The sequence below is a fragment of the Flavobacterium koreense genome (assembly GCF_054776075.1).
Window position 1 is genome coordinate 517481 of record NZ_BAAHCF010000029.1, and the last position, 13268, is coordinate 530748.

Genomic DNA, 13268 nt, shown 5'->3' on the forward strand with positions numbered 1-13268 from the left:
GACGGTTTTTGTGCAGGTGAATGAGATAATGAATGTATAGATAGTTGTAAAGGTGCAATTAATGATTATTATATAGATTGTAATGTAGATAATAAGTCAGGTAAAGTATAGAAAAAACTTGACATTTAAAATAAAATAGTTATCTTTGTTGCTGAGTATGAAAGTAACAGATAAAATAGTAGCTAAAATAAATCGAATAGATACAGGTGATGTATTCGGATATGATACTCTTGGATTAACTTCAGATGAAATTATTGCTGGTTCTAAAGCATTAAGTAGATTAGTTGATAAAGGAGTTATTAAAAGAGCTAGAAAAGGTTATTATTATAAACCTAAAGTTTCCGTATTTGGTGAACAAAAGCCTAGAGAAGATGTTTTGCTTTCGCTTTATTTGTTTGAGAAAAACAAACAAGTTGCCTATATTACCGGAACGAGATTGTATAATAGATTGGGTTTAACTACACAAGTTCCTAGTTCTATACGAGTAGCATCCTTGGACAAACAAGTTAAAGGTAAAGTAGGTAATGTTGTAATTAAGCCAGCGAAGAGTTATGTGAAAGTAACTGCTGATACTATTAAATATTTAGAGTTATTGGATGTCATTAAAGATTTGAATACTATTCCTGACTTGCAAAAAAATGATGGGCTTGTTTATTTAAAAAAGACTATTTATAATTTTGATACGACTGAAATAAAAAAACTGGTAACTTATGGAGTTGCTTATCCGCCAAAAGTTAGAGCTTTGCTTGGTGCTCTTTTGGAAGCAATGAATGTTGACACAGCCAACCTTTCTTTATTGAAAAAATCGATAAATCCTTCGAGTAGTTATGACTATGGAATTACTCCAAAAATGCTTTCGACTGTTAACTCCTGGAATATAGTATAATGAATTTACATTTAGATAAAGACAATTTTGAAGGTGCTATCGTAGCTGCTGCTGACTATTTTGAAATTCCTGAGATTTTTATTGAAAAAGATTATTGGGTTACTTATGCTTTGCATCAACTTTTTCATTCGGATGTAAAAGATTTGATTGTTTTTAAAGGTGGTACTTCATTATCAAAATGTTATAATGTTATTCAACGATTTTCTGAAGACATTGATATTGTTGTTGTAAAAAATGAAGGAGATAGCGGAAATGCTTTAAGAGAAAGATTAAAGAGTGTTACCAATGTAATTGATAATTCTCTTCTTGAGGTTGTACCAGATGATCCAAATACTAATAAAAAAGGTAGTATTAGAAAAATTATTTACTCCTTTCCAAAAGTTGGTGTAAAAGGAACCTATGGAGAAGTGAGAGAAAATATTGCATTGGAAGTTTCTCATATGGGTAATACTGAACCCAATCATGTCAAACAAATTCGAACATTGATTGCCGATTATATCAAAACAACTCCGACTATTGAATTAATTACTCAATTTGGATTAGAAGATTTTGAAGTTAAAGCATTAGCTGTTGAACGCACTTTTTGTGAGAAGATAATTAGTTTGGTTCGATTTTCTTATACTAAAAACCCACTTGAAGATTTATCTAATAAAGTTCGTCATACTTATGATTTAACTCTGTTAATGAAGCTTGATAGCATCAAGGACTTTGTTAATTCAGATTTATTTGACAGTATGTTATTACAAGTTGCCAAAGATGATGACAAAGCAATACCTAACGATAAAAATTGGCTTTACAACCATCCAAAGAATGCCCTAATTTTTAGTGAAACTGAAATGGTTTGGAATACTTTGAAAAAGGTTTACTCTGGCTCAAAATTCAATGAACTCCTTATTGGTAAAACAAAGCCACCAGCAGAAAACGAGGCTTTTGAAACTTTAGTATTTCTTTCTAAACGAATAGAAGACATTGAGTGGGATGTTAAGGAATGAATTATTTAGTATTAATTTTTTGAAATAAAGTTTAAAAGCCAAGATATTAACTAATCAATATTTTGGCTTATATATAAACTCTTATATTACCCAATCAACTTTACCATTTTTAATAAAGAAATGACTTTTACATCCAATATTTCTCCATATTGATGGATAAATATTAATTTCAGCTTTTGAAGTAAAATCAAAATCCCATTTGGGCTTGGTGTCTTTCAATAAATTTAGCATTATGTCTTGATTACATCCACATGGGCATTTTAAAACTAAAAGTTCTGGTTCAACACCATCTTTAATAATCAAAATTTGTTTTGATTTTATTGTATCAGGTAAATCAACTACAAAACTATATGAAAAAGTATCTGAATCTTCTTTAACAATTATGTCTTCTGATTTTATCTCTTTTTTAGAGAAAAACCATAAAAACCAACTATAAATTTTTCTAATAATCTTCATCATAATTCAGTCATTCTTAAAAAAGGTTTACAATCTCCACGACCTAAATAATTTGCGGAATATTCATCTTCTATAAATTCATTTTCAGCCTGATTAATAACGCATCCTCCAGTATAATCCATCATAACTCTTGCATATTTATCTGGTGTTTCATCTTTATATGGATGTAATCTATTCAAAAGTTCATTTATGGCCATGCTACTGATTTGCATATTAACACTAATAACAGCCGGTCTATCTACATTAGCATTATGCACATAACCTTGCTTTTCCAGCTCTTTAAAATCGTTTGGATTTTGGCGAAGCAAACTTTCATCATACAATCTTTTGGGTGTATACAAACCTCTACTTAAAAGTGAAGAACATCCAGGTTGAATATAATTAATACTTGCATTTATACCATTAATGCCACCTTTACCATCTGCATCAAGTCTTACTCCAATGTCAAAATATGGAATAGAATAGAAATTAGTGAGTTGCGAAATTAAATGCCTACCATCAACACTATCAACGCAACCAAAAACAACATCACATAGAATTAAGTCTTCAATTGCTTCGATACAATCATAAAGATTTTGGTTAAATGAGATTACCTCTGTATTAATACCTATCTTTTTAATTGCATCTGATAAGACATCTGTTTTAAATCTACCCATATCGGCATCTTCAATTGTCGTATTTAAAATGCGATTTAGATTTTTTCGCTCAACATTATCTGGATCAATAATAACGATTGAACCAACACCTAATCGAACTAATTGTTCAATTAATGGACTACCAGTACCAGAGCATCCTACAACTCCAATCTTCATATTATTTAACTTGTCAAAAGTATAATCACCAAAAGCCTGCCTTGTTCTTAATGAAAATTCATTTTCTGCATGAATAATATTTTTAAAGACATTTATTTCATCACCTGCAATTGAAATTTTATCTAAAGGAAAAGTATCTAAATTTGGAGTAAAAATTCTTCCAAAGATTTCACCAGATGGTAACATTATAGATGAGGAGTGAATACCATCATGATTGCACCAACCAAAAACTGATTCAAATAGTTCTTTATCAGAAATGTCATCTGTTGCAGAAAATTTAGAATAACCCGTTGGATGGCTATGGATTTTCAAAATACCTAAACCTTTTTTTTCAGCTTCTTCCAAAAGTGGAATAATCCTGTCGGTTTTCCAATTTACGAAATCTACTTCTCTGTTACATTCGTCGTGCGGTATTAATTCTATTTTATGAGTAAGCAAAATGGAAATTCCATTTCTTTCATACCTGCCGCAAAGTACTATAGCAACCGCCTCTTTCCCATCGCCAGGAAAGAGGTGTTGCTTTAGACTATTATAATGCTTACCCGCTATTCTAAGCTGATATTGCATTACTTGGTCTTTTTTCAAATTCATTTAATAACCAAAAATCTGCTAATGGAATATGTGTACTCAAATTATCAACATTAACTCTCCAAGGATTAGCACCAGTTCTATGTCTTGACCATTGTTGAAAACACTTATCATTAAGTTGTAAAGGAGTTAAAGCCGTAATAGGCATGCCGTCAACTCTATTTAAACTTGGATAAAAATAAACCATATCTAGAGGAGATGTAGGATAACCGCCTACAATTCTAATTCCTAATATAGCATTAGATACATTATAACCATTTGGAATAGGATAATTATGTACAAAAACCCAATTAACATTATTTATTTTAACAGTTTCCCATTTTAAATCTAATGAATTTAAAAAAGCTTCATCTTCTTCTAGTAAAGTAAATTCGTTTCTTAAAACCAATCCTTCAGTCTGATCTAAAGGAATTGTTTTAAATTTTTCAATCCCCGGATCAGTAAAGCATACTTTTTGGTCATAAGGAATAGTGACAACCCTTCCATCTTTAAATTTTTGACGCAATTGAAATCTTTCAGGAGGAGTTTTATTTGCTAGTAATAAAATCTCTTTCCCAGTTAAACATTTCTCATTTACAACATAAGGTTCTCTGTCGATAAGAATTTTATATCTACAATCATCAGGAATAGGTAAGTTGTTATTACAGTGGTGTTCAATGTCAATAATTTCAACCTCATAAGTAATAAATTTAGAACCATTTCGAACAGCAATTTTATGTTCTCTATCGTTTTTATAACTAATTTCATTATCATCTTTCAATTGTACTAAATAAAAGTTTCTTACAATCTTACCTGTTAATTCTAATATTTGATTTGCTGTAAAAAAAGATTCATTTACTTTAATTGCAACTTCATCAACATATATAGTTACTGCATCATAAGGTTTAGCCTCAAAGCCTTCTACACCTGGGCTTTTTAAGTCAATTTTCTCAGATAATTCGATGGGTTCGAAACCTTTCTCATTAATTTTTATTAATAATTCGTAATCTGTAACAGGTAATAATCCAGCAGTTTCAAGAATTTCCTTACCTGTTATTTTTGAGTTCAATGACTCTACATAATCTCCGTTTAATCTATATTTAAAAGACATAATTTTTAATTTTTAAAATTAATCCTTCAAGCAATTTGACGCTGAATTTTGAATGGAGAAGAAATTCAACAACATAAAAGTTATACGAAAACTTGCAAGAAATCAAAATATGCCTTATTTTTGTATAACAAAAGGTAATGATTTAGGTTGATTAGCCTATCATTTAAAAGTCCTCAACAACTTACGCCTTTAAAATTCATGCTCAACTAACTGCTCGAACAGATAGTTGAGTTTTTTTATTTAATCAAATATTATTTTTAAATGTTCTATGCAAATTTATGAAAAAATATATTACAAACTATTTTTTTGTTATTTTTTATAAAAATATTTATTAACTTTAAAATGTTTATATTTGTTCTATATTTGTGAACAAAAAAATAGTCTATGTAAAATAAAAAAATAATTTATACGTTATATGTATAAATAGATTAGATATTCAAAAAACAATACTAAATTTGTAACTTAAAATTAAGTTTATGTCAACAAAAAATTCTCATCCAGGATTAGAATTGAATGATATATTAAGTAGTAATAATATCACACAAAGAGATTTTGCTGCAAAAATTGGAATTACTTTATCATTACTTAATAGCATTCTAAAAGGGACTAGAAATATTAATGTAAATATTGCTATTTCATTGGAAGTTGCTGGTTATGGAAAAGCAACACAATGGATGGAAAAACAAATTAATTTTCTAATAAATGAAACCAAAAACAATGAAGAGTTTACAAAAAAGACTACTGAAATTAATATTTGGAAAGAGCTTGAAGAAATTATACCTGTAAATTACTTTAAAAAGGAAGGAATTATAAAGAATGATATTTCTGAAGATATTAATTCAATCTTTAAGGTTTATAATGTTGATAATATAAATGATTTTAAGCATTTTATTAAGAATTATAATTTTAAGCATTTCAGAAAATCACCTGCATTTGAAGAAAATAAGAATAATGTTATTGCTTGGTCAATGTTGGCTGAATATAATGCTTCTCAAATAAAAGCTAAACCTTTTGATAAAGATAAAGAGCTATTATTAATTGATGAATTAAAAAAATGTTTTTTTAGAAACCATGATACCATTGATAATACAAAGAAAATTCTTTTAAAATATGGAATTAAATTTCTAATATTAGACAGACCAGGAAAAACACCTGTTGACGGTAAGTCTTTTATGTCTAATGATAATCCAACAATTGTTTTAACTTTAAAATATAATAGATTAGATAATTTTGCATTTACAATCATGCACGAGTTAGGTCATGTATTCAAACATTTTACTAAACCTAAATATAAACATGATTCTTTTTTTGTTATTACCTCTAATACAGAACAAGAGGAATTTGAGGCTAATACTTACGCTAGAGATCATTTAATCAGTCAAGAAATATGGGATGATTTTTTATATTCTAATTTTGAATATGATGATCGTACTATAATTGATTTATCAAGAAGAATTAAAGTACATCCAGGAATAATAAGAGGACGTTTGTGTTTTCAATATCCAGAATATTATTCAAAAAGAAGTATTATTAATCGATTAAACTTATTACAATAAAACTTTATTAATGCAATATTAAATAATTAAGTTTTGGCAGTAAATCATGTTTATTGCCGAAACTTAATTTTTTATTTCTGTTTCGATATATGATTTCAGATTAAACAATTCGATTTGATTTTCATGGTCTCCTTCCAATTGACTAATCTCAATAAATGCAATATCATTGGCAAATGCTTTTTCACCAATTAAATGTTCAATGTGAACGTAAACCGCTTCTCGAAGTCTTGGGTTGTCTTTGTGGACAATGTAGTTTTTGAGTAGCACTTTTATTCCTAAATCGGTTGGTTTGTTTGGGTTTTCTAGTGGAATGAAATACATTTCGCTTATTTGTAAAGTGATGCCGTAATATTCTAGTGGTTTGTCTGTGCAGTTTTCGTATTTGGTGAGGTTGGTTTCGGGTTGGATGAATGCTGTTATTTTCCAACGTTCTACAACTGGTGCATGATGAACTATTAATTCTACTTCTTTGAAAAGGTATGGATTTCCGTTTGCGGTAATGATTAATTCTGCACCGTTTTTTTTGTTTTTGATTATGAGGTCTAGGTCTTTGTTGTATTGATGTAGTATTTGGATTAGTTTATCGAAATGGGTTTTTAGTTCGTCTTTTGAGATTTCGTTTAGGAGTAAGAAAACGAAGTTGTTTTGTTGGAAGTGGTTCCAGAAGGTTGTTATTGTTTTCATGTTGTTAGTTTTTTTAACCACAAAGAGCACAAAGAAGGCACAAAGTTCGCGAAGCACTTCGACTGCGCTCAGTGTGACAACTTTTATCTTTTGTCGGGTGTTGATTTATCGTATGCTATTAGGTTTACCATTTGACGTAAACGACTTCTAACTCTGTTGCCATAATGTTTTTCTATTTCTGTGGCGGATAGGTTTGTGGTGATGTGGGTTTGAAGTTTTTTGGAAATGAATAGATCATATCTGCTTAATAGAATTTCTGCCATTACATTGCATTCGTTACCGAAATATTTTAGGTTGTTTTCTGTTCCTAAATCGTCAAAGCAGTAGGTTCTTGGTTCTGATTGGTATAGTTTACCTATGCTATATTTGTGGATTATTTGGTAGCCGTCCTGGATGAATTCAAAGCTGATGTCTCTGCACGGTTTTACGAAAAACTTGTGTTCGGTTGCTGTTAGGTATTTCATTAAGTTCATCAATGATGTTTTTCCGCAGCCGATTGGTCCGGTTAATAGAATTCCCTTGTTGAGGTTTATGCCGTATTGAAAGCATGTTGGCTCGTCTTTTAGGAAATAGGCAATGAGTTTGTATACAATTGGGTAATCGGTTTCAAGGATTTTGAAATGATTGCCGTATAGTTCAACTCCTTTGTTTTCTAACCAAATGATAACCTCATCATAGCTATAATGGCTCTGAATAATCTTTGTCGGTTGTTGTGTTGAGTTGTTTTGCTCTGTTGGGTTGTTCTGCATTTGAAATAAATTTTGGTGCGTTAATCATCCAATTTTGTGCTGCTGCTTGCCAATCGACCATTGGTGTTTTGCCTCCGACTAACCAACCAACACTTTTGAAGTAGTTGAAGAATTTTTGAGCTTCTTGTTCCGGAAAGTTATTTTCTTGGAAATAGGTTTTGACTTCTTCGATTGATGGCTGTAACTTTTCTTCTTTTTCTTTTTTCGCGGAACTTTTTTCTTTTTCTTCATCTTCGTTTTTTAAATCTGAATTATTTATTTCTTCAAAATTTTTTGTGAGCTTTTCCAAGTTTGAAACCTTTTTATCGTTTAAAATGTTTGTATTGTTTATATAGTTTATAGAAGGTACTAATGCTTGTTCAGTACCTGTCTCACTACTAGTACAAGACTTGTTCAAAGCTTGTTCAGAAACAAGTTCAATAAGTGGTTCATTTTTTGGTTTTCTTTCGGATTTTGGTAACGGTTTTAAATCTTCGGAAAAGTTGAATAAAATGACATGGCTTCCTTTGAATGGATTGTAGGATGGTTCGTAATTGATATACCCCAAACTATGCAAGTTCTTCAGACATTTGTGATAGGTTGCTTTAGAACTGATTTTACTTATTCGCATTACCTCATCTCGATTTATGCTTATTGGATTTTTAAAGCGATTGCAGTTCCAAAATTGGAATAAGGCAATGTATAAGCTAACGTGTGTTGGATTTAGTGTTTTATCAATGGCTACTTTCTCAAAGAAACCAGTGAGATGTTTTATGTAATTCATTTGGATTTTAATTATTTAAATAGAGTAGGCAAAGCGTTTACCTTGTTTCCATTTAATAATTCATTAATATCTGAATTATCATAATACATAATGCCGCCTATTTTGGTGTAGGTCAGTGTTCCGTTTATGCGGAGATTTTGCAAAGTACCTGGAGAAATGTTTAACAGTTTGCGGACTTCTTTGGATTTGAGCCACTGTTTTGTTTGTTGTGGTTTGGATTGAATGATTTCTTTTAAATCGTTCAAAAGAAGACTTCTGAATTCGTTTAAGTCTTCGCGAGTGATAACTTCGATTGCCATAACGTATGTTTTATATTGTTATGGTACAAAATTGTAGTATTTGAATAGTTTTAAATCACAAGTCAATCACAAGTTGTGAATGATTTTTGTTCAAAGTATTGTATTTATTGATCTTACAGTAAGTCGTCTGTATTTTCCATACGCTTCACTAATTTTTCTTTTAATGCGTTTAGGAATTTGGTTTGGTCTGATTTTCGCATTCTTATTTCAAGGAAAGCCCTGTGGTATTGTCCTAAATCTATGTTGAAGATGTTTTCAAAATACTCTGCTATATCCTTTAAATCGGATGCTCCATTATTGAACACACCTTCGGTATGCAAAGCATATAGAAGCTCAATTAATGCGACTTTAGAACCTGTCCAATTTTGTTTCAACTTGGGATTGACTTGTGATTTTTCTTTTGGCTCTCTATTTTCCATCATTAGCAGTTTATCTTCCAAATAAACTTGGATTAAATCGTGTGCCATTATCTTAGCGACTTTGAAATCATGAGATGTTGAAAATGTGCGATCTGCTTCAAAATAAAAACTATCTAATGCCATCTTAATATCAAATTTTCCTCTCGTGAAATATTTGGTATCTAAGTAATTACTTCCTGTGCGATAATATCTGTAAAAATCTAAATTATTATCAAAGTAACGTTTTAGTTTATCTAATTCATTGTTTAGATATTTTTTTAAAATACGTTCGCCACCATGGGGTTTTTTGGTTTCAATTTTGAAAATTGCATTGTAATATATCAGTTTTGAAGTAAACTTAGGTTTGATGTTTTTAAAGAAATCAATTTCTATTTCTTGTGATTTATTTTTCTCTTTTTCGAAAATTATCTTTAATTTTTCGATTGAATTTACAATTATATTAATTGCACTTTCACTTCTTTGAATGGGATCATCTATTTCTAAATCTGCAAAATTTAATTGTTCGTTTAGTTTAGAAAATAATTGTACTGCTCTGCTTTTCAAAATACTATATTTAAAAATCTAAATATTGATGAAACTTAAATTTCAATATTATCTTAGTAAGATTAGTTAGAATTGGTGTGATATAAAATGACATCTTTTACAAATACTCCTCTATTTTCTTTTCGTTTAATAGATGCTCTTACAATTAAAAAAGCCACTTCTATCATATTTCTAAGTTCATAAAACTCTTTATTAATTTTATATTCTTTTTGAATTCTGATGCATTCATAGCTCCAAGTTACAAGTTGCCTTTTTGCCTCTATCAAATCCGAATCATCTCTTACAATCCCAACATTCTTTTGCATCAAAATTTGGAGTTCCTTTTTCATTTTTATCACTAGTTGTTGATTCACGTTTTCGGAGTTACAATCTTCCCAACTTGGAAAAAACTTATTCTCTCTTAGTTCTACATGGTTTAAACTTGCTAATAAATTGTAAATTCTATCTGAATATACTAATGCCTCTAAAAGAGAGTTAGAAGCCAATCTATTTGCTCCGTGCAAACCTGTTTGAGAACATTCTCCACAGGCAAATAAATTGTTTATTGAAGTTTGTCCGTTTTTATTTACTGAGATACCGCCACACAAATAATGTTGAGCTGGAATAACAGGAATCCAATCTTTTTCAATAGCTATTCCAATTGCATTACAACTACTGTATATCATCGGAAAATGATTGATGAATAAATCCATATTCAAATGAGTACAATCCAAAAAAACACATGCATCACCCGATTTTTTCAACTCTTTTTCAATACTTTGTGATACAATATCTCTAGATGCTAAATCACCTCTTTTGTCGTATTTCATCATGAAACGCTCACCATTTTTAGTTCGCAAATATCCTCCAAAACCTCTTACAGCTTCAGAGATTAAGAATGTTGATGAAAAAGTTTTATTATATAAAGCAGTGGGATGAAATTGAATGAATTCCATTTCCTCTATAGTAGCATTAATCCTATTTGCCATAGCTATTCCATCACCAGTTGCAATCGACGAGTTAGTTGTATGTCCATAAACTTGACCTATTCCACCAGTAGCTAACAAAGTAAATTCTGCTTGAAAAATTGAAATTTTGTTAGTTCTTTCATTTAAAACATAAGCACCATAGCAATAATTATTTTCTGTTATTAATTCAAGTGCAAAATGATAATCAAAAATCTCAATGTTGTTTTTCGTATGAACTTGTTTTAAAATAGCTCGCTCAATTTCATATCCAGTTTGATCTTTATGATGAACAATTCTATTTTTAGAGTGTCCTCCTTCTCTCCCTAAATCTAAAGTACCCTCTTCGTTTTGATCAAAATTTGTTCCCCAATCAATTAACTCTTTTAATCGCTTTGGACCATCAGTAATGACCATAGAAACTATATCTTTATCGCACAAGCCATCTCCACACACTAAGGTATCATCTATGTGCTTTTCAAAATTGTCTTCTAACTTATTTTGAACAATGGCAATGCCACCTTGTGCATATTTAGTATTTGATTCATCTTCACTAGATTTGGTGACAATTGTAATCTTTTTGTTTGGAAACTTAGTAGCAATTTTAATAGCAAAAGTCAAACCAGCAACTCCAGAACCAATTATTAAATAATCAGTTTGTATCATTTTTAGGATAATTTAAGCATTCGTTCTATTGGAATTAGTGCTTTCATTCTGACATCTTCAGGAATGGTAATTTCAGGTACTTCATTAAGCAAACAGTCATATACTTTTTGTAAAGTATTCATCTTCATAAAACCACATTCGCTACAAGCACAAGTATTATCTTCTTGAGAAGGTGCAGGAATCAAAACTTTATTCGGAACTTCTTGTTGCATTTTATATAAAATTCCCGCTTCAGTAGCAACAATAAATTTATCACTCGGAGAAGACTTTACATAATTAATCATTCCCGAAGTTGAACCTACATAGCTCGCCGTTTCAAGAATATGAGTTTCAGATTCAGGATGAGCTATTATTTTTGCATCAGGATTTTTTTTATGAAGTTCAATTAATTTATCTAATGAAAAAGCTTCATGAACCACACAAGATCCATCCCAAAGTAGCATTTTTCTTCCTGTTTTCTGAATAATATACTTACCTAGATTTTTATCAGGTGCAAAAATAATTGGGATATTTTTAGGGATTGATTCTACAATTTTTAATGAATTAGAAGAAGTACAAACTAAATCACTTAGAGACTTTATTTCTGCTGAACAATTTACATAGGTAATAACAGTATGATTTGGATGAGATTCAATAAATTCTTTAAAAAGATGTGGTGGGCATGAAGCAGCCAAAGAACAACCAGCTTCTAAATCAGGAAGAATAACTTTTTTAGTCGGATTTAAAATTTTAGCAGTTTCTGCCATAAAATGAACACCTGCAAAAAGAATGATTTCGGCTTCAACTCTGGTAGCCTCTTGTGACAAACCCAAACTATCACCAACATAATCAGCTATTTCTTGAATTTCAGGTTCTTGATAATAATGCGCTAAAATAACTGCATTCTTTTGCTTTTTTAAAGCTATAATTTTTTGTTTTAAATTTTTCACACAAATATAAATATTTGAAATTATATAAATAATAATAATTTCAAAGTAACGATTCAAATTATTCAAACAATATGATTAAAATCATAATTTTTTATTTTAAAACGGTTGTATTATTGATGAAACTTAAATTTCAATATTATGAATACATTAGAACACCTAACAATAGGAGAATGGGTAGCTGAAGATTACAGAACAGCTTCTGTTTTCTCAAAATATGGAATTGATTTTTGTTGCAAAGGAAATATAACTTTGGAGGAAGTATGTGACGAAAAAGGGATAGATTCAATTGAAGTTCAACACGAAATAGATATTATTCTTAATACGAAAACAACACATGATATAGATTTTAAATCTTGGCCTATTGACTTATTAATTGACTACATTGAGAAAGTACATCATCGTTATGTTGAAGTAAAATCAGATGTATTGCTATTATATCTTGACAAACTTTGTAAAGTACATGGTAAAAATCATTCAGAATTATTTGAAATCACTGAACATTTTAAAACTTCTACAGGTGAATTAGCTCAGCATATGAAAAAGGAAGAATTGGTTTTATTCCCTTTTATTAAAAAATTATTTAACGCTTTAAGAACAAATACTGCTATTGAGCATCCTCATTTTGGAACCGTAAATAATCCTATTGCAATGATGATGAATGAACATGATGCAGAAGGAGAACGATTTAGAGAAATTGCAAAACTCACAAATAATTACAATCCTTCAACAGATGCATGTGAAACTTATAAAGTGACTTTTGCAATGCTGAAAGAATTTGAACAAGATTTGCACAAACACATTCATTTAGAAAACAACATAGTATTCCCAAAAGCAAAAGAAATGGAAACAAAACTTAATCTCAACTAACTAAATAAACATAGAAACAAAATAT

The 13268-nt window shown here is 30.0% G+C and carries 14 protein-coding genes; 4 read left to right on the forward strand and 10 right to left on the reverse strand.

The window, feature by feature from the left end; all coding sequences use genetic code 11:
* Positions 1 to 157 precede the first annotated feature (157 nt).
* Positions 158 to 886 carry a DUF6088 family protein gene (locus ACYU7A_RS10680; RefSeq protein WP_460576449.1) on the forward strand — a complete coding sequence of 243 codons (729 nt, stop codon included), beginning with the start codon at positions 158 to 160 and terminating at the stop codon, positions 884 to 886.
* Entirely contained in the window at positions 886 to 1878 is a 993-nt protein-coding gene (locus ACYU7A_RS10685) for a nucleotidyl transferase AbiEii/AbiGii toxin family protein (protein WP_460576451.1), read from the forward strand. The genes ACYU7A_RS10680 and ACYU7A_RS10685 overlap by 1 nt, the downstream gene beginning before the upstream one ends.
* A gap of 81 nt (positions 1879 to 1959) precedes the next feature.
* Here ACYU7A_RS10685 and ACYU7A_RS10690 read toward each other — a convergent pair whose 3' ends face one another.
* Genes ACYU7A_RS10690 through ACYU7A_RS10700 form a run of 3 tightly spaced genes read right to left on the reverse strand, consistent with a single transcriptional unit; the run spans position 1960 to position 4824 of the window.
* Positions 1960 to 2337, reverse strand: a complete 378-nt coding sequence (locus tag ACYU7A_RS10690; protein WP_460576453.1) for a DUF6527 family protein — start codon at positions 2335 to 2337, stop codon at positions 1960 to 1962.
* Complete coding sequence (locus ACYU7A_RS10695) at positions 2334 to 3737, reverse strand: ThiF family adenylyltransferase (RefSeq protein ID WP_460576455.1); 1404 nt, start codon at positions 3735 to 3737, stop codon at positions 2334 to 2336. The genes ACYU7A_RS10690 and ACYU7A_RS10695 overlap by 4 nt, the downstream gene beginning before the upstream one ends.
* Positions 3697 to 4824, reverse strand: coding sequence for a multiubiquitin domain-containing protein (locus ACYU7A_RS10700; protein ID WP_460576456.1), 1128 nt, complete (start codon positions 4822 to 4824; stop codon positions 3697 to 3699). The genes ACYU7A_RS10695 and ACYU7A_RS10700 overlap by 41 nt, the downstream gene beginning before the upstream one ends.
* 476 nt (positions 4825 to 5300) lie before the next feature.
* Here ACYU7A_RS10700 and ACYU7A_RS10705 point away from each other — a divergent pair, with 476 nt between their 5' ends.
* Positions 5301 to 6380 (forward strand): ImmA/IrrE family metallo-endopeptidase, encoded by a 1080-nt coding sequence (locus ACYU7A_RS10705; protein ID WP_460576457.1) that lies wholly within the window; start codon positions 5301 to 5303, stop codon positions 6378 to 6380.
* 63 nt (positions 6381 to 6443) lie between these two features.
* Here the strand turns inward: ACYU7A_RS10705 and ACYU7A_RS10710 are convergent, their stop codons facing one another.
* The 7 genes from ACYU7A_RS10710 to nadA form a co-directional block, all read right to left on the reverse strand.
* Positions 6444 to 7064, reverse strand: a complete 621-nt coding sequence (locus ACYU7A_RS10710) for a hypothetical protein (protein ID WP_460576459.1) — start codon at positions 7062 to 7064, stop codon at positions 6444 to 6446.
* Between the two features lie 83 nt (positions 7065 to 7147).
* Positions 7148 to 7813 carry a P-loop NTPase family protein gene (locus ACYU7A_RS10715; RefSeq protein WP_460576460.1) on the reverse strand — a complete coding sequence of 222 codons (666 nt, stop codon included), beginning with the start codon at positions 7811 to 7813 and terminating at the stop codon, positions 7148 to 7150.
* Complete coding sequence (locus ACYU7A_RS10720; RefSeq protein ID WP_460576461.1) at positions 7743 to 8576, reverse strand: transcriptional regulator; 834 nt, start codon at positions 8574 to 8576, stop codon at positions 7743 to 7745. The genes ACYU7A_RS10715 and ACYU7A_RS10720 overlap by 71 nt, the downstream gene beginning before the upstream one ends.
* 11 nt (positions 8577 to 8587) lie before the next feature.
* Positions 8588 to 8875 (reverse strand): helix-turn-helix domain-containing protein, encoded by a 288-nt coding sequence (locus ACYU7A_RS10725; RefSeq protein ID WP_460576462.1) that lies wholly within the window; start codon positions 8873 to 8875, stop codon positions 8588 to 8590.
* A 113-nt stretch (positions 8876 to 8988) separates the two neighbouring features.
* Positions 8989 to 9837 (reverse strand): RteC domain-containing protein, encoded by an 849-nt coding sequence (locus ACYU7A_RS10730; protein ID WP_460576464.1) that lies wholly within the window; start codon positions 9835 to 9837, stop codon positions 8989 to 8991.
* A 62-nt stretch (positions 9838 to 9899) separates the two neighbouring features.
* Positions 9900 to 11447 (reverse strand): L-aspartate oxidase, encoded by a 1548-nt coding sequence (nadB, locus tag ACYU7A_RS10735; protein ID WP_460576465.1) that lies wholly within the window; start codon positions 11445 to 11447, stop codon positions 9900 to 9902.
* A gap of 2 nt (positions 11448 to 11449) precedes the next feature.
* Positions 11450 to 12376, reverse strand: a complete 927-nt coding sequence (nadA, locus tag ACYU7A_RS10740; RefSeq protein WP_460576466.1) for a quinolinate synthase NadA — start codon at positions 12374 to 12376, stop codon at positions 11450 to 11452.
* A gap of 138 nt (positions 12377 to 12514) precedes the next feature.
* On the opposite strand from nadA, the gene ric reads away from it, so the two are divergent.
* Positions 12515 to 13243 (forward strand): iron-sulfur cluster repair di-iron protein, encoded by a 729-nt coding sequence (gene ric / locus ACYU7A_RS10745; protein WP_460576467.1) that lies wholly within the window; start codon positions 12515 to 12517, stop codon positions 13241 to 13243.
* The last annotated feature ends 25 nt before the right edge of the window (positions 13244 to 13268 follow it).

Coding starts and splice junctions, on each gene's coding strand:
- ACYU7A_RS10680 (WP_460576449.1), top strand. CDS start 158: ATGAAAGTAACAGATAAAATAGTAGCTAAAATAAATCGAATAGATACA.
- ACYU7A_RS10685 (WP_460576451.1), top strand. CDS start 886: ATGAATTTACATTTAGATAAAGACAATTTTGAAGGTGCTATCGTAGCT.
- ACYU7A_RS10690 (WP_460576453.1), bottom strand. CDS start 2,337: ATGATGAAGATTATTAGAAAAATTTATAGTTGGTTTTTATGGTTTTTC.
- ACYU7A_RS10695 (WP_460576455.1), bottom strand. CDS start 3,737: ATGAATTTGAAAAAAGACCAAGTAATGCAATATCAGCTTAGAATAGCG.
- ACYU7A_RS10700 (WP_460576456.1), bottom strand. CDS start 4,824: ATGTCTTTTAAATATAGATTAAACGGAGATTATGTAGAGTCATTGAAC.
- ACYU7A_RS10705 (WP_460576457.1), top strand. CDS start 5,301: ATGTCAACAAAAAATTCTCATCCAGGATTAGAATTGAATGATATATTA.
- ACYU7A_RS10710 (WP_460576459.1), bottom strand. CDS start 7,064: ATGAAAACAATAACAACCTTCTGGAACCACTTCCAACAAAACAACTTC.
- ACYU7A_RS10715 (WP_460576460.1), bottom strand. CDS start 7,813: ATGCAGAACAACCCAACAGAGCAAAACAACTCAACACAACAACCGACA.
- ACYU7A_RS10720 (WP_460576461.1), bottom strand. CDS start 8,576: ATGAATTACATAAAACATCTCACTGGTTTCTTTGAGAAAGTAGCCATT.
- ACYU7A_RS10725 (WP_460576462.1), bottom strand. CDS start 8,875: ATGGCAATCGAAGTTATCACTCGCGAAGACTTAAACGAATTCAGAAGT.
- nadB (WP_460576465.1), bottom strand. CDS start 11,447: ATGATACAAACTGATTATTTAATAATTGGTTCTGGAGTTGCTGGTTTG.
- ric (WP_460576467.1), top strand. CDS start 12,515: ATGAATACATTAGAACACCTAACAATAGGAGAATGGGTAGCTGAAGAT.